Genomic DNA, 16,849 nt, shown 5'->3' with positions numbered 1-16,849 from the left:
GAATAACCAGGACTGCCCGGTACTCAGGGATCAGCTTTTTAACCTCTTCTTCGGCGCTGTACGACATGCCGTCTCTCCCTCGCCATTCCTCATCGAACATTCCTCAGTCATTCAACTGCTCCGATTCAAACTTCGACCAAGCCACACGGTAGTCGGCTTCGCGGTCGGCTAAGGTAAAGGGGGCGGTGTATTGGATGGTGCGTTGTATCGGGCCGCCGGGTTGGGTGTCGTCGAGGATGGGACGCTCGATGATGGTGCCGTCGGAAACTTGGAGCTGGCCACGGTCGTCGTGGCCAAGAGTGGGTTGCACATCTTCCCAGCCGAGGCGACCAGTTTTGGTGCTGCCATTGGGCAGCCGAACTGTGCATTCTCCATCGCGCTTGCCAGCCTTGCGAGGCAGGCCGACACCGACCAGCCCCTTACTGGCGGTGAAGATGATACGACCATTAGCGTCGTACCAGGTGTCGCGCTCGTATTGACGCATTACCGGAAACTGCACGCGGTAGATCGTTAGAAGTTCGTCCAGGCTCAGACCAAGGGCCTGGGCTGCAAGCACGTCGATTTCAACCAGCAACTGGCGGCGTGCATATTCGCTACGCAGGGCGCACTGGCGCTGCCATTCTGGTGTGAGCTGCCCGTAAAAACTCTTCGGCAGACGCGGGTCGGTGCTGGCCCAACGATCCCGCTGGAAGACGGGCTGCCAGCAATCTCGCCAGAGGTCGGCGTAGTGGCTGGTTAAGCAATTAAGTGACAGCACTCTCACTCGTAAGCGACTTGAGGACAATAACGGGAAATTACGAAGCGTACTCTCGTAGAGATCTGTCTTGCCCGTCGACCGAAGTAAAAAATCAATGGGTAACGAATAGCTACCTGCGGAAAAATCCACTAGGTCAGTTGATCGTCTAAATGTTGTCGAAAGCACAGGATGAATGTGCGCACTGCCCGCCGGAGCAATTGTCGAGATAAAGGACCGCTCCGCAGAAGGACCGAACATACGACGATTAACGAAGCGGTAATACTCTGTAACGGCTCTCGGCTCGCTTTCGTTTTTTTCCAGCCAACTCACTCGTGGCACTCGTCGGGCGTATTCATCAGCATCGCAGGAGGGCAAATAATTGCTCCGCGGCAAATAGTCGTCAGGCAGGGTTTCGAGGTCAAGCTGATCGTACGCTTTGTTCGTGTCACACACCTTACGTGGGGTCTTGTTGAGAGGGGTGCCAACAAAAAAGTGTGGGCCGGATAGAACAAACTCAGCAGGACCGTCAACAAAACCTTGTTCACTGGTGCTACGCCGCCGGATAGTGCCATCCCTTTGCGCACCTGTTTCGTGCCACATTTCCATTGTTAAGTAATCGCCCTGCAGATCGGCAAGACGGCGCGGTACACGGGTAAATTTTTCCAGCACCGAAACCAGCTCACGGCTGTGTATAGCAGGCAGCCGCGCTCGTAACGCGGGCGTTCCCGGTGTGTCATACAGCTTTGCAAAGATGGCCAACTGAGTTTCGCTCACCTTAACAATGCGGTTTACATGACCCGCCGTATGCCAGCCGCCCCCATCAGATTTAAGACCAGGAGTTACACCTCCCCCGAAATGATCCAAACTGGCCCGAACTGTGGACGGATGGAATAGATTTGCAATCGTTACAAAGTTTGCTGATCCTGCGATGGGTGCATACACATTGATGCTGTAGGTCGTGAGATTGTGAACCTCAGAGAAAAGCTTGTGCTCGTTTATAAACTGATAATGCGCCCGTAAACGTGGATAAAGCGCTTCGCGCAATTGTCCACCCTTCGGATCGTCATACACCCCCTCTGGATGCAGCAACGCTTGAACGCCATTACCCAACTGCCACACCAGAGGTAGAAAGCATTTGTACAGGTTACTTTGCTGCCCCCTGAGCAATGGGTAGTTCTGAGTTGCGTTTAAAAAAGCGCCCATTCCCTCGGTGACCCCAGCCTCAGCCAAGTAGTCCACCTTCGCCTGCGGCATTGCGGTGAACACGGCTTCACGCTGATCAGCAGTCTGCTTAGCGCTCAGTTTGCGAATGGCAAAGCGCGGATCGAAGTCCGACAGTAACGCCTGTTCGTTCCATTCAACCTTGATCCAAGGCGGATTACCGAGGATCACATCAAAGCCACCACGGGCCTCGAACACATCCGCAAACTCCAGTGCCCAGTGCATAAAGTGCTGTTGACTGGCGACCTGCTGCGCGATCTGTAATTGCGGAAGTGCAGCAATCAGCGCAGCGATATCTACATGGCCGTAACGGTCGCGCTCGGGAGCAAAGTCCAACCCCTGCTGCGGCTGAGTTTCCGGAAACAGGTCATCGGCCGGAGCTCGGCTGAGGCTGGCATTGCCGAGCAGTACGGTTTCCAGCACAAACCACCAGTGTTCGCGGCTAGGCAACTCGTTAGCTTTATTCAGCGGCCAGAACCACAGGGCGCACCAGGCATCCATCACTAGCTTGAGGCGGCGGTATGGGCTAGCGTTTTTTTGTGCCTCGCTCAGCATTTCTCTCTGGTAGACAGCATCTTTTTGCGCGGTGCTAGTCGGAGCGCGGTTGGCAGCCGGGTCTGGCCATACGTGCAGTTCATCGCAGGTGCTGGCGCGCACACGGGCCAACTCCTGGGCATGTTGCTGCCATAGCTGTTCGGTGGCAGCACTCAGCGCCTGCACCCGCTTGACTTCATCGAGACTCAGCGGCGCAGCAAAGGCTTTGCGCCATTGTTTGAATTGCTCGAAGGCGGCAGGCTCCAGCGCCTTGACCACCTTATCACTGACCATGCCCATGCCTTCAGCAGGCAGCAAAAAGTGGAATACATCGGTAGCTGCCGGCACTTGTGTGAGTGGCAAGGTACGCGGTGCGGCAGCGCGCCAATCGCGTTCGGGCTGACCATTTTCGCCTTTGCCCGGGCTGAGCTGGGCGGTGCTGAACAGCTCGCGCCGCGCGCCTACCAGGGAGTTACCGTTGTACAGCTGCAAGCCAAACCACGGCACATGGCTGCCTTTGAAAATGGCGTTAAGCCAAAGCGATACTTCGGCCAGCTCCACCGCGATTGGGTTAAGGTCCACACCGAAGACATTGCTGTCGGCGATGTACATCTTCACCCGCTGTTTTTCTTCAGTGTACTGCTCGTGCGGGATGGTGCGCCCTAGCTCTTTCTGTTTGGCCTGCAAATAGGCTTCGGCCAATTGGCTGACGGCCTCGTTCAAAAACGCCGCGCTGCCCATGGCCGGCTCGCACACGGTGAGCTGCAGAATTTCATCCGCCGTTTTACCGGGAAGGATTTCCTTTAGCGCATGCTCGACCAGGCACTTGGTCAGCACTTCAGGGGTGTAGTAGCTGGCGGACTTTTCGCGTGCCCGACCGGCCAGACGGTAGATAAAGCTACCCTTGGGATGAATCTTGGTATTTCCGCCAAACAGGCGTTCAGCGTCGGTGTATTGGCCGATGCTACTGGCTGGTACAAAGTAGGCCGCATCCAGCGGGTTGACTTCGGCGTCTTTTTTCTTCTCGGCAGCGCTGGGGCTATCGAAACTATCCTCGTTATCCGTATCGCTTGCGCTCGAATCGTCCTCTTCGCTCTCGTCGCCGCCACTATTAGCAGCAGGGGCCTTCTTACCTTTGGGGTCGGGGCGTACCTCGTAGAGATTTTCTTCGGCGAAAAAACCACGGAAGGACAGCAGCGATTCGTACACAGCACCCAACTGGTTGATACCGAGGGTGCCATAGCTGATACGCCCACGACGGCTCTTGCCACCGCCCCGGGACAATGACATTAGCTCGATGACTTTCTGCAGCACCGAGTTACGCAGCTTGACGCTACCCAGTAGCGGTGTGCGCGCAGGGTCAAACAGGTGGCCTTGTAGCGGCGCGATGGTGAAGCCGTTGTCGAGCAAGCCATCATGGCTGCCACCCAGGTCGAGCTGACTCGCCCTAGCATCCCGGCGCGGATAGCCTTGCCAGATCAGGCCAAACAATTGCTTGAGGCTATCGTGAAAATAGAAACCTTCCTGAGCTTCGCTGGTGGTCAGCGGGGTTTGTTCCAGCTCGCGCAGGTGCTCGATGCTATAGCCCTTAAGGTAAGCCTCGGCATCGATGGGCGCATAGCCCAGCTCGGGCCGCGCCTCGATATAAAACATGAACAGTAGGCGGTACATGTAGCGCAGGCTTTCACGGCTGAGCTGGTCGGCCAAGTCGGTATCGTTACGCTCGAACACCTTCTCCTTGGCCACCGTGCGTTTGTACCAGATGGCCTCATTGGCAATCAGCTCGATGCATTCACGCAGGGCGTACTTGAGATCAGTGGATACTTCGAAGGCATGCTTGTGCGAGCTGTCGTCCAGGCTGTCGAGCAGTGCCACTCCGCCTTCCACTGGCAGCACCGACTGGCTGCCCAGCAGCGCGGCCATGGCACGGAACTGTTTGTCATCACGCGGGCCGAACAGCTCCGGCAGGTTGAAGCGCAGCAGTGCCTTGCGCCCCCATTTGCTGCGCTCGATCAGCAACCACTCTTCATGGTGCAGCAGCAACACCCAGCGTGGTGGGTGGTCGTCGGCTAACAGACGCTTGCTGAGGGTTTCTTCCCAGTCGCTATGGGCATATTTACCTTTGCCTTGTTCACCGGCCGCCGGCGCAAGCAATTGCAGTGGGCTGTTCTCGTCGTCTTCCGCATTGGCAATAGCTGCCGCAACAACCAACAGCGGCTGGTGCTTGGCATCGCGATATACTGCCAGCACCGGCAATTCGCCTTCGGCCAACGTAAGGTTCTGAGGCACTAGCTCGTAACCTAGGGCAGCGAGCAGAGGCTGCACTAAGTCAATAAACAGGCTGGCGCGCTCGCTAGTTTTGCGCTCATTCAGAAAGCGCTCGCGGGCACGGAAGTAACCATTAGCGCCCGCAGCAGTGCGCAGACGAGCGACGGGGCTTTGCGCGCCCTGCTCTTTCCATTGGTCAAACAGCGGCTTGAGGTCTTTTTCGAGGATCTCGTCCAGGTAGTGCTGGCTGTAGAACTCGTTGGCATTGGTGAGGCCGGTGATGGCAAAACTCATGCTGTATTCCTTCCTTAAGCCATCAGTGCGGCGACAACGGTGAACTGAGCGCGGTCATCCAGTTGCAGGGTGTCGCGAATCCATTGTTGGTAGTTGCTGAACAGGTCTGCGGTGGCGCTTTCTTTCTGCTTACGTTTGGCTGCGATGACCTGTTCTATACCCTTGGCGAAATCGATTTCCAGCTGTTCGTTGTGTTTGAGCTGCAGGGTTTGCAGTTTGGCCAACTCGCGCTCCAGACGTTGGCGGCAGTTGGCATCGAAGGCCTGCTTGATCGGTTTGATGTGTTTTTCAGCTGCCTGAATAACCGCCGGTAGTGCACTTTGCAGGGCACGGCTGTCGGGCGCCTGACCATCGTTGGCCTGGGCTTTTGCGGTGCTGGTGAGTCCTGTGCGCTGTAGTGTTTCCGCCAGGCTGAGTACGCCTACCACCTGCCCAGCAGCATCGAGCTGTACACCGAGCCACTCGGCTAGCACGGCTTGACCCCGGCGATTGGGCACCTGGGCGAGCACCAGCACGATGGCTTCGCCTGCGGTCAGCCCCTTCGCAACGCGCAGCAGCGGCGCACGCTGGCGACGAAACAGTGCCATAAGTTTGTAGTCGAGCCACTGGGCAATTGGGTTGAGCGCCCAGAGGTAGTGCAGCTGCGGCCAGGCATTGGTGTCGCGCGCCTGTTTGATGGCCTCTTCAACCACAGCCTTATCGGCGCTCAAGGCAAAGGTATTATCGTTCGGCCACATTTCGCTGGCCAGATCACGCTTGAGCACCTGGGCAAGGTCGCGACTGGGCTGGAAGCTCAGCGTGCGGCTGGCATCATCCGTTTTGATTGCAGCATGTTCGCGCGGCGACTGTTGCGCCAGCCAGCGCAAGGCATCGCGAAGGTAAATGTAGCTGTCGTTAAACAGACTGGTGAGTTCAGCAGTGGGCACCATGAGCACTGCTGTGCTGGCGGGCGCAACGCTATCAGTGCCGGGTACGTTCGCGCCCCACAGGGCTTCGAAAGGGTCGATATCATCCCCAGCCAGTAGCGCGGCGAATTCCTCGACAGTGCGGTTGCCTTCAATGGCCTTGGCCACTTCAAAGGCTTCCAGCTCCTCGTCATACAGCCCCATAAAGGCTGATGGATCGCCGATATTCTTCGCCGCCTGCACGTCCTTAGCAATCAGGATTTCCAGGTAGCGCAAGTCACCGCGAATTCTCTCGTGGCGAGGTTCTGTCAGCAGGTAGCCGATTTTCGGGGCATGCAGTTGACCATATCGATCCACACGACCATTGCGCTGCTGGAACACCATCAGTGACCAGGAAATATCGAAGTGGATCAGCCGATGAGCTTGGTAGTGCAGGTTAAGACCTTCGGAGGCCACATCCGAGGCAATCAGCAGGCGCAGGGGCGAATGGGTTTTGCCGAAATCTTCGACCGCCTGCTGGATGTCCTGGTCAGGCAATTGGCCGTGCAGGATGGCTACGGCGTTGTCTTTTAACCCCAAGGCCTTGGGCAGCTCTAGCTGGAGGAATTTCAGTGTTTCCACTCGCTCGGTGAAGATCACCAGGCGGTCACTTGGATCTTTGCCATCCCAACGCCAGTGCTGACCTTGTTTGAGCTGGCTGATGAGGTGCTGGAATTTGCTGAATTTGTCGGCACTGATGGCCTGCACCAGAACTTGAAGATCACGCAGCCCCTCAAGATCAGGATGGCGTGCGTCTTTTACCTCGAGCTTTCGGATGCGCTCTTTCAGCGTTTGTAGGCAGGCTGCCGGGGAAGAGAACAGCGCCTTTTCCAGCACGGTGCGGAACAACATGGCACCGTCGCGCGCACCGGTCCCGTCGCTATTAAGTTTGAGCTCGGCTAGGGCATCGAAGGCGAGGTTTTCCGCCGGGCTTGCGGCGCAGGCCAAACGAAACACTTCTCGCTCTGGGAACTCCTGCTTCATCTGCTCGCGCACGTCTTTCTTGAAACGGCGAACAAAGAGGTGATCGACATCCTCACGGGTGTAGTCGGCCCCTGCTGGTAGCACCGTGGGGTCGAGCATGCGCACGAGGCTGGCGAAGCTGTCTTTTTTGCCGTTGTGCGGCGTGGCGGTGAGCAAGATCAGTGCATCGGAGCGTTGCGAGAGTAACTCAGCCAAGCGATTACTTTGGGTACGATTGCCCTTGTAGGAAACGTTGTGGGCTTCGTCGATGATGATCAGATCCCACCAGGCGCTTTCCAGGTAGTGCCGGTACTCGCTGTCGCGCTTCAAGGTATCGACCGAGATTATGGTGCGGTCGAAGTAGTTGAAGGGATTGTGATTGGCTGGGATATCGCGACGAATGCGCTGAATACCGGATGAGTCCAGGCGGGTGAGCGGGATGGTAAAGCGGTTCCAGAACTCCTGCTGAAACTGGCGCATCATACTTTTGGTAGTAACAACCAAAATGCGGCGAGCTTTACCTCTGCGCATCAACTCGGCGGTAAGGATGCCGGCCTCAAGGGTTTTACCAAGGCCTACTGTATCCGCAATGAGCAAGCGCGGGCGCAGCTGCTGCAAGACTTGATGAGCAGGCTGCAACTGAAACGGCAACGCATCCATGACCCCATGCTGACCAATCACTACCGACTCGCTTTGCAGCGCCGACTGACGCAGACGCGCCTCGATAAACAGCCGCGAAGCAATAAATGTGGGCGACTCGTCGTAGACCAGCTCAGTCTTTGCTGGGTCAATTAGGGTGACGCCTTCGAGTTCAGTGAGGAAAAGCGCATGACGGTTGCGCACGGTTTCCGACACGCCTATGCAGGAGAGCTGCCAGCCACCAAGATTGCATTGGTCGGCGCTCTGGATAATCCATTCTTCATCGCGGATCAGTGCACGGGCACCGGGGGCTGGGGCTTGGGTCAGTTGCATTGGTGCAATCCTTGTCAGGACATGAGGTACACAGAAAACTGCAAGAAAATTCAATCGCCTAATTAACCCAGACAGATCGGCACTCTGCTGATCAATTCATCTCCGCTCAGTCGCGGCATGAGCCGTTGCATTCTCAGCAGCGATAACGTCCGTCGAGGACGCCACCACGTCTATCTGGCGGGTGGCACTTTACCAGCTTTGCGCTTTTTGGAACGGACGGGGTGAGTCCAGCAGTGCAAAATCAACGTTTCAAAATCAGGTAAGACACTCGCCCCATTTTCGGGACGGTTACCTGAGGGCATGAGGACATTCGGGCATGCGAAAGACGTAGAGAAGGTCATGGTAGAAAATCACCAGTGCACATGCTTGATACCTCGACCGACCCAATTATCCGATGTGGTAGCACTGGTCCAGCTGACACTACCTCGACCATTAGGCGAGTGACCACTGGGCTGATCAAGGGATGGAATTTACCACTGGCTCAAAGTCGCAGCGAGTAAGAGGCTCTATTCAAGGGCTCCAAGCTGAACCCTCCTAGGACGAATACGCCGGAAGGCTGCATAACCAATACAGCGAGCACTAAGGCAAATGCATGCTGGTGAGCTCCCGAGCGCCACCGGGTACCACGGGTTGATAACGGTTTATGGCTTTTTTTTGCCTGTCGCCACCGGCAGCTATGGGCTGTTCACTGTCAATCATGTTTACGAAGCGTGCTGGTCAGATCGAGTGCAAACGGGTGGTCAGGTGGAGCGCGGTATTCCTATTGGTATTCCAACTAAAAATCAAAATAGCTCTTTAAACTATAAATCAATAAATTACCAAATCGATTCAAATTACCCCGGCCCACCAAACCAGCAATGTCTTCAAGCACTGAATACTCTACAGCATCCAGGCAGCAGGAAGCGGATTGACACTGATTGAGCTCCTGACCAGACACCCAACAGCGCATCACCACCCGCTATCAGATCACAACAACCCGAATCTCATGCAAACACGCTCTCAAATTGCAGCAACATTATCGTGCCACCACGCCAATTTTCGATAAAATCCGCAGAACACAGGATCTCTAAAAGGTTAAGAAATGGACTTCCCCCCTGTCATCGCCCAGGTATCGGGCGTGTTGGGCTGGCTTATTCTGGCCTCACTTCTGCTTGCCCTGCTCAAATCACCATGGGCCAAAGGACATCTCGGCGAGATTCTCGTGCGCTTCGCTGCTCATCGGCATCTGGACGAGCAAATCTACCGTCGCGTGCATAACGTCACCCTGAATACGCCCGACGGCACCACGCAGATCGATCACGTATTCCTCTCGGTCTACGGCATTTTCGTGCTGGAAACGAAGAACATGAGCGGCTGGATTTTCGGAAGCGAGAAGCAGGCGCAGTGGACGCAGAAACTCTTCAAGCGCACTTTCAAATTCCAGAACCCATTGCGGCAGAACTACAAACACCTCAAGGCTCTGGAGGCCACGCTGGGCATTAGCCCTGACCATCTGCACTCGGTCATTACCTTTGTTGGAGGCAGCACCTTCAAAACCGAAGTGCCAGCCAACGTCACACAAGGCATTGGATTTATCCCTTACATCAAGTCGTTCCAGCAGACGGTGTTCAGTGAGGCTGAAGTAGACGCCATGCTGCAAGCGCTGCAAACAGGCCGCCGCGCTCCCACTCTTGCGACTCATCGTGAGCATGTGCAGAACCTCAAACAACGAAGTGACCCGACTGCCGAGCGACAGTGCCCGAAGTGCGGTAATGCGCTGCTGATTCGTACCGTGAAATCAGGTGCGAAAGCGGGCCAACAGTTTTGGGGATGCTCGGGTTTTCCCAAGTGCCGGACCATGCAGGCTCTCTGTGCTCGAACAACGCAGCTTTGAACTGGCGCTCCTGCTCGCGCTTCGCCCATTGCTCCTGAAACGATATGCGTAGGTAAAACTCAAGCTATTCCGGGCGTTTACTTTGGTCGAGAATGATCAGGTTATAAGTTCAAGACAATTGTCGCGGCAGTGCCACGACTTTCTCCGTGGTGCGGTAGACCTCATAGAACTGGCACATACGTAACAGATTCGACCGAACAACCCCACACAGTCCAGGCTGGGTCTGGGCCATTAGCCTCCAAAGCCCCAATAGCAAGACGCCTCCCTTTCCCTTGAGCGAAATTTCCGAGAAAATCCCAGCCGCTTGCGCCCCTGAAATCCGGTCACTACTCTGCCTTCTTCGCTGCATATTCAGCGAACGGGTTTAGCAGCCCGGACCCGACTGGGCGCAATGCGCCACCTTTTGCGAGGCGCTTTTTTACGGCCTGCATTTATGGTGGTCGTGCGCAGGGCACCTTCGGGTGCGCCGGGTACCAGTCACCGGTCTGCTAACCTGCGCATGGCTGCCGCCCGGCGTTTAGCAGCAATGGGCTCAGCTCCACTTCTGACTGGAGTTACATGATGCTCAAGATCACACCAGATCCACCCTGTCACCTCTCCCCTCGCTACCTTGAAGATGCTCTCGTGCGTGCTTCCGAGCTATTGAGTTGTGCCGCTGCCACAGCCTATGAGAGCGGCGACCGCTTGAGTGGTTCGCATCGGCATCTGGCCTTGTCTGTCGTCCATCTGGTGGAGATGGCCAAGGCTGAGGTTGATCGTTCGCTGGAAGATCTTTCGGTTCGTTGATGTGTGGATTACAAAACCTGCATTGCGCAGGTTTTGTAATTTCGCTGGAAAAATCTCCAACACATTATTATTGAAAAGACCTCTACGCCTTGCGGGGCATGCCCTCCAGCCAGACTGCGCAAAAAGTTGCGCAACTCAAAGCAGTTATAGTCTCGCCCCACTTCGACTGTCACCAAGGAATGGTATGACTCCAACAGCTCGTCTTGGCGATATGCACCTCTGTCCCATCCCGGGCCACGGCACATCGCCTATCGTTTCTGCATCACCCGACACCCGAATCAACTTCCTGGGTGCAGCCCGAGTAGGTGATGTTTGTGGTTGCGGTGCCGTAATCACTACAGGCTTTGCCTCCATCATCGTTGACTATCGACCGCTGGCTTATCTGGGCAGCCCCACCAGCCATGGCGGCACCATAATCTCAGGCAGTTCAGATACCTTCGGCGGCTTTCAGTATGGTGGTACGACAGCTCAGGCCATCATTGACTTTGCCAAGCTCGGAGCCGTGCGCCCGGATGGTTCTGTGGATGATCAGCTAATGGCCGAACTGCTGGCCGATCCGCACCTACAACAGCGTGCTTTGCTGTCAGGCGCTCTGGTACAACCGGGAAGATCATCCTCAACAGTCGCCAAGGAGTCTTTGACTCCAGAGTTGATCGCCGTTGCCGGCAGCCAGCACGACACTGGCTCGGGCAACAAGATGATGTTTATCGGCCAGGCCGTGAGTGAACTTGCCGGGTTCAAACGCAACAAAAGCGACCTGACACGGACGCTGATAGTGTTCACCCCGTCATATAGCACCGAGATGCTTAGCGCAGCACGCAACTCTGCCAAGGCCTATGGAGCGGGCTATGTCAGCGTGGCGAATGCCAAGGAGCTGATTGAATACTTGAATCGCGGCAAAGACCGGAATCAATCACCCATCGAACACCTGTCGCTGTTTAGCCATGGCGTGCCTCAACGGATTGCCTTCGGCTATCAACTCGTCGAAGACCCGCAGATGTCTCTTGATGTGCTGAATTACAAAGATATTTCTGTCCTGGCATTCTCCAGCGCGGCGCAAATTGACAGCTATGCCTGTCGAACTGGCATGGGCAACCTCTCCGAGTACCGTATAGAAGATGGCATCCAGTTTTTCCCGCAGACCAACGAGAGTTTGGCGCAATTGCTGGCGGATCATTTACAGATCAAGGTACGCGCTTTCATCCGGCGCTCGGACTACAAGAATACCTGGGGTTCGTTTGAAGAGCGCCAGTTAGGCAAGCTGTGCGGCATTAGCACTGGCACGTCGGACAATCCGTGGTGCAGGAAGTGGAACACACTGAAGGATGAGAGAAGTATGCATCACCGAAAATTCAAGTTCACCTACCAGACCATGGGGGCAATTAACCCAGTGATTTCTGGCGACACCCCCATTGGCGTACCAGGAGGCTACTTTGAGTTTCTACCGAAGTAAGGTCTTCTGGATTGCAACAGCCATTTTCTTGCCGCTACTACTGGTCGCGAGCTACTACGGGTTCAAGGTGATGATGAGCGTATACAAAACGGATTTGGGTAACGGTGTCGTGATTTATGCTGACGATTACGTGAAGACCGGTCGATGGGTGTTCGACTGTGAGTATTCACGGCTGGTCAGTCGTGAGCCGCTGCCGGTGCCATTCTCCGAGCTGGAGAATGCCGGAAAACTCACCATTGGGAATGCACTTCTGGAAGAAGCAGACGAGCAGCCTGCCAAGGAAGCATTGAAAGCCATAACGGGTACTCGCGGCTGGTATAAAAACCTCCGTTACCTCTACTCCGCACTGGATGAAAACAGCGACTTGAATGCCCATGCTTTCTATCTGGTTGCCCAACACGCTGGCCGGTCATGGGCTGTAGAGGTAGACCAAGCAATCGGCCTCGGCGGAAAGTCTGAATTCACCGTGACGATTGAACCCTATGATCCGGATATCTACGTAGATTACGCCAAGGCGCTTCAGGCTGCAGCCAAGAGCTGTACGGCTGCGCAATAAGAAGATGATCAGGTTATGCGACCAAGAAAATTGTCGCGCCAGTGGTGCGACTTTTTCCTCGACGCGATAGGTATCGTAGAACTGACGCATGCGAAATTGCCTGCTGCCTGGCGCTGTAGACCAGTGCGAATACTCCATCATCTGCTTGCAGTCATACCGGAATGGCCTGAAGTCACTGCCCAGCATATTGGAGCAGCCTCCGCCCTCCTCACCAGCCAGCCCCGTCTCTGTCCCTTGAACGAAGTTTCCGAGAAAATCCCGATCGCTTGCGCCCGTGAAATCCGGTCCTACAAAAACCTTTCTCCCAGATTCTTCGCCAAAAACCGCGTAAACGCCGATATCCGCTGCGGCACGTGCTGGCGATGCTGATAAACCACATACACATCCGCTCTCGGCGCGTGGTACTCGGGCAGCACTGCAACCAGTTCCCCCCGGGCGAGGTGTTGCTGGGCATCCCAGCGGGAGCGGAGGATCAGGCCGTGGCCGTCCAGGGCCAGGCGCATGGCGACTTCGCCGTCGTTGCTGGACAGGGTGCCGGTGACTTTCTGGCTGTATTCGCGGCCGTCGCGGGTGAAGCGCCAGATGGCGTAGTCGCTTCCGTATTGTTTGAGCACGATGCAGTTGTGTTGCGCGAGGTCGGCGACGTCCTGGGGTGTGCCTGCGCGTTCGAGGTAAGCAGGTGAGGCGCAGAGGATGCGGGGGTTGTCGAGTACGTGGTGGGCGATCAGGCGTGAGTCGGGCGGCTCGCCCACGCGGATGTCGATGTCGATCCCCGCATCCAGCAGGTTGACCGGCAGGCTGGAGAGTTGCAGCGACAGTTCCAGGTGCGGGTGCTGGGCGGCGAACCCGGACAGCAGGGGCGCGATATGGCGTCGGCCAAAGCCGAACGATGCATTGATGCTCAACTTGCCTCGCAGCACCGGCTGGCGGTTGTCGAGGGCGCTTTCCAGTTCTTCCAGTTGGCGCAGGATCGGCCGGGCACCTTCCAGATAGATCACGCCTTCAGGAGTCAGGTCCAGCCTGCGGGTGGTGCGGCGGATCAGTTGCACGCCCAGGCGTTGTTCAAGCTGGGTCAGGCGCTTGCTGACGGCGGGCAGCGACAGGCCCAGCTCTCGGGCCACGGCGGTCAGGCTGCCGTGGGTTGCCACGCGGTTGAAGAAGCTGAGGTCATCGGTGTTGGTGGCCAACTCTTTACTTGAATTCAAGAATGGATTTCCCGTAAGCCAAATTGTGCTTGATGGACGAATCAATACACTGGAGCGTACCACCTGACAAGCACGAGACCCGATGCCATGACTCAATACAATTACAAGATCGCCGTCATTCCCGGAGACGGTATTGGCAAGGAAGTGATGCCCGAAGGCGTCCGCGTCATGGACGCCGTCGCAGAGAAATTCGGGATAGGTCTGCAATGGGACTGGTTCGATTTCGCCAGCGCCGACTATTACCTTGAGCACGGCAAGATGATGCCGGATGACTGGTTTGAAACCCTCAAGCAATACGACGCGATTTACTTTGGCGCAGTCGGCTGGCCGGATGTCGTACCGGACCACATCTCACTGTGGGATTCCTTGCTGAAGTTTCGCCGCGATTTCGATCAATACGTGAACCTGCGCCCATGTCGCCTGATGCCCGGCGTGAAAGCGCCACTGGCCGGTCGCAAGCCGGGGGATATCGACTTTTATGTGGTGCGGGAAAATACCGAGGGCGAATATTCCAGCGTCGGCGGCACCATGTTTGCGGGCACCGAGCGGGAGGTCGTAATCCAGGAGACGGTGATGACGCGCGTCGGCGTCGACCGCATCCTCAAGTACGCTTACGACCTGGCGCAGAGTCGCCCCAAGAAGCATCTGACTTCAGCCACCAAGTCCAACGGCATCGCTATCACCATGCCGTACTGGGACGGCCGCGTCGTGGAGATGGGCAAGCAGTACCCCGAAGTGCTGGTCGACAAATATCACATCGACATTCTCACGGCGCATTTTGTGCTGCATCCAGACCGCTTCGATGTGGTGGTGGCCAGCAACCTGTTCGGTGACATCCTTTCCGATCTGGGGCCGGCCTGTACCGGAACCATCGGCATTGCGCCTTCGGCCAATATCAACCCGGACCGGACGTTCCCCAGCCTCTTCGAGCCGGTGCATGGTTCGGCGCCGGACATTGCAGGCAAGGGCATCGCCAACCCGATCGGGCAGATCTGGTGCGGCGGCATGATGCTGGAGCATTTCGGCCATGCAGAGGCCGGGGCCGCCGTACTGTCGGCGATTGAAGCCGTGCTGGCGCAAGGGCCGGAGCATGCGCCATTGACGCCGGATCTGGGCGGTACGGGTTCGACCGTTACGCTGGGCAAGGCCATCGAGGAGCAGGTGCGCCGGGCAGAGTAAGCGCGAAAGTGCTCGCCAGTGCAGATTGCTGGCGAGCACATCATTTTTTGGATCTCCCTCTTCATCCTTAATTCTTCCATCCGGCAGCTTACTTCGCTCATTCGATCATGATATTGTCTAGCACACTAGATAGTAGCGAGCTATATAAAGTAATGACCGCGAGCACATCAGCAACACGTCGCGAAGTGGGGACTCAACTGTCCTTCGCCTTGTATGGCGCAGCCAACCGAATGGTCCGTCTCCACAAACCCTTTCTTGAGCCATTGGGCCTGACGTTTCCCCAGTATCTGGTGATGCTGGAATTGTTCAATGACGCCCCCAGAACCGTGGGTGACCTTGGCAACCGGCTCGCGATGGATACAGGAACGATCACCCCGCTCCTCAAGCGTCTTGAGGCCGCAGGAATGGTGACTCGCACCCGTGACCGCAACGATGAACGTCGCGTACTGATCGCCCTGACCGATGCCGGGGAAGCGCTGCGCGAAGAGCTGTGGGCCGTCACCGACAAGATCAAGACTGCCTGCCAGTTGACCGACAACGGGCTGGAAGCACTTCGCGACACGCTCAACGACTTCGCACGGCCCGCCTGTGAATAAAGGGTGAGCCGCCTTCCCCCTTGTGAAGAGGATGAATAGATGAAGATTGGAATTATCGGCGCAGGCAACATTGGCGCGACCATTGCCAGAAAGCTGGCTGCCAGCGGGCATGAGATAAAGCTCGCCAACTCAAAGGGACCAGACTCCATTCAGGACCTCGCCCGTGAGGCCGGTGTCAGTGCTGTCAGCAAGGAAGACGCGGTTGCGGGCGTGGATGTCGTTATCGTCTCGATCCCTTTTGCGAAGTATCGAGGCCTTGCGAGCCTTTTCAGCCAGGTGCCTGCCGATGTCGTGGTCATCGACACGTCCAATTACTATCCATTTCGCGACGACGCGATAGAGGAAATCGAAGGCGGCAAACCGGAAAGCGTCTGGGTCAGCGAGCAGATTGGTCGCCCGGTTGTGAAAGCGTGGAATGCACTGCTGGCGCAAACCCTGACGGATAAAGGTCAACCAGCCGGAGCCTCGTCGCGCCTGGCCCTTCCTGTTGCAGGAGATGAGGCCAAGGCAAAGGCAATCGCGCTGGAGCTGGTGGAAGCGACGGGGTTCGACGCGCTGGATTCGGGCAACCTGATCGACTCCTGGCGTCAGCAACCGGGCACTCCGGGTTACTGCACTGAATTGACGGTCGAGGAGTTGAAGCTTTCCCTCGACGCAGCCGCAAAGGAAAGTGCTGCGCAGAATCGCGAGGCTTTGTTGAAAGAGTTCATGTCGGCCACAAGCACGCTCAGCCATGAGCATGTAGTGGCCCGAAACAGAGCGATTACGGGGAGTGTTTTGCTTTAGGTCGCGAATGCTGCAGGGTCATCCGCAGGTAATATCCTCGATACGGTTCTGCCCGTTGACCTCGATATTCAGCCGGAGCGGGCTGTAACTCAGGTCTCGGGGTCCACCACTTGAAACGACACGAGAGCCACGTGCGCGCGCGAGTTTCTCTATGGTTTTTCTGTTTTCAGCGGTGAACTCCTCTCCCAGCATGGAGGAGGCTCGTGCGGCGTAGCAGCCGTATACAGTCATCTTTCCCTTGTAGGGTTCAGAAGCCCCATAACCACGGTCGATGGGCTGCTCGCTGGCGAAGGAGTGCGCACCCGGAATGGCCAACAGCAGACAAACAGCTCCTGCGGCAAATGAATTCACGATATTGAAAGGAATGACTTTTTCCATAAGGGCAAAACTCCGAAGTGGCTATAAGACATCGTATTCAGTGATCAGTTCACCGCTGATATCCGCCACAACCGCCCTAGTACATTCGCTGGATGATTCTTCGAT

The 16,849-nt window shown here is 56.4% G+C and carries 11 protein-coding genes and 2 pseudogenes; 7 read left to right on the top strand and 6 right to left on the bottom strand.

The genetic code is table 11. From position 1 onward, the window contains the following. Positions 1-103 precede the first annotated feature (103 nt). Both JL015_RS23515 and JL015_RS23510 read right to left on the bottom strand, forming a co-directional pair. A complete protein-coding gene (locus tag JL015_RS23515; protein ID WP_201020141.1) occupies positions 104-5,053 on the bottom strand; it encodes a class I SAM-dependent DNA methyltransferase in 4,950 nt (1,649 codons plus the stop codon). Between the two features lie 14 nt (positions 5,054-5,067). After that, positions 5,068-7,932: a DEAD/DEAH box helicase gene (locus tag JL015_RS23510; RefSeq protein WP_201020140.1), complete on the bottom strand. Its 2,865-nt coding sequence runs from the start codon at positions 7,930-7,932 to the stop codon at positions 5,068-5,070. Positions 7,933-9,013: 1,081 nt separating this feature from the next. On the opposite strand from JL015_RS23510, the gene JL015_RS23505 reads away from it, so the two are divergent. Next, a complete protein-coding gene (locus JL015_RS23505) occupies positions 9,014-9,805 on the top strand; it encodes a nuclease-related domain-containing protein (protein ID WP_201020139.1) in 792 nt (263 codons plus the stop codon). Here JL015_RS23505 and JL015_RS27800 read toward each other — a convergent pair. Beyond that, positions 9,786-10,034 (bottom strand): annotated as a pseudogene (locus JL015_RS27800) (DUF1016 N-terminal domain-containing protein); the annotation flags it as partial. The gene JL015_RS23505 and the pseudogene JL015_RS27800 overlap by 20 nt on opposite strands. 329 nt (positions 10,035-10,363) lie before the next feature. On the opposite strand from JL015_RS27800, the gene JL015_RS23500 reads away from it, so the two are divergent. The 3 genes from JL015_RS23500 (at position 10,364) to JL015_RS23490 (ending at position 12,600) form a co-directional block, all read left to right on the top strand. After that, positions 10,364-10,591 carry a DUF6124 family protein gene (locus JL015_RS23500; RefSeq protein ID WP_371874974.1) on the top strand — a complete coding sequence of 76 codons (228 nt, stop codon included), beginning with the start codon at positions 10,364-10,366 and terminating at the stop codon, positions 10,589-10,591. Positions 10,592-10,775: 184 nt separating this feature from the next. Further along, on the top strand, positions 10,776-12,044 hold the full coding sequence (locus JL015_RS23495) for a PAAR domain-containing protein (RefSeq protein WP_201020138.1): 1,269 nt from the start codon (positions 10,776-10,778) through the stop codon (positions 12,042-12,044). Beyond that, positions 12,025-12,600 (top strand): hypothetical protein, encoded by a 576-nt coding sequence (locus JL015_RS23490; RefSeq protein ID WP_201020192.1) that lies wholly within the window; start codon positions 12,025-12,027, stop codon positions 12,598-12,600. Before JL015_RS23495 ends, JL015_RS23490 begins: the two co-directional genes overlap by 20 nt. On the opposite strand, the pseudogene JL015_RS27795 reads toward JL015_RS23490, so the two are convergent. Beyond that, positions 12,601-12,705 (bottom strand): annotated as a pseudogene (locus JL015_RS27795) (PDDEXK nuclease domain-containing protein); the annotation flags it as partial. Between the two features lie 182 nt (positions 12,706-12,887). Next, on the bottom strand, positions 12,888-13,805 hold the full coding sequence (locus tag JL015_RS23480) for a LysR family transcriptional regulator (RefSeq protein WP_201020137.1): 918 nt from the start codon (positions 13,803-13,805) through the stop codon (positions 12,888-12,890). An 87-nt stretch (positions 13,806-13,892) separates the two neighbouring features. On the opposite strand from JL015_RS23480, the gene JL015_RS23475 reads away from it, so the two are divergent. The 3 genes from JL015_RS23475 (at position 13,893) to JL015_RS23465 (ending at position 16,366) form a co-directional block, all read left to right on the top strand. Continuing rightward, a complete protein-coding gene (locus JL015_RS23475) occupies positions 13,893-14,984 on the top strand; it encodes a tartrate dehydrogenase (RefSeq protein WP_201005584.1) in 1,092 nt (363 codons plus the stop codon). A gap of 152 nt (positions 14,985-15,136) precedes the next feature. Further along, positions 15,137-15,580, top strand: a complete 444-nt coding sequence (locus tag JL015_RS23470; protein ID WP_201020136.1) for a MarR family winged helix-turn-helix transcriptional regulator — start codon at positions 15,137-15,139, stop codon at positions 15,578-15,580. A gap of 39 nt (positions 15,581-15,619) precedes the next feature. Then, entirely contained in the window at positions 15,620-16,366 is a 747-nt protein-coding gene (locus JL015_RS23465; RefSeq protein WP_201020135.1) for an NADPH-dependent F420 reductase, read from the top strand. 18 nt (positions 16,367-16,384) lie between these two features. Here the strand turns inward: JL015_RS23465 and JL015_RS23460 are convergent, their stop codons facing one another. Further along, entirely contained in the window at positions 16,385-16,744 is a 360-nt protein-coding gene (locus tag JL015_RS23460; RefSeq protein ID WP_201020134.1) for an I78 family peptidase inhibitor, read from the bottom strand. Positions 16,745-16,849 lie beyond the last annotated feature (105 nt).

The sequence above is a fragment of the Pseudomonas cichorii genome (assembly GCF_015471405.1).
Classification (GTDB): Bacteria; Pseudomonadota; Gammaproteobacteria; order Pseudomonadales; family Pseudomonadaceae; genus Aquipseudomonas; species Aquipseudomonas serbiensis.
The sequence above is the reverse complement of the archived record's forward strand: the minus strand, read 5'-3'. Positions and strand labels throughout refer to the sequence as shown.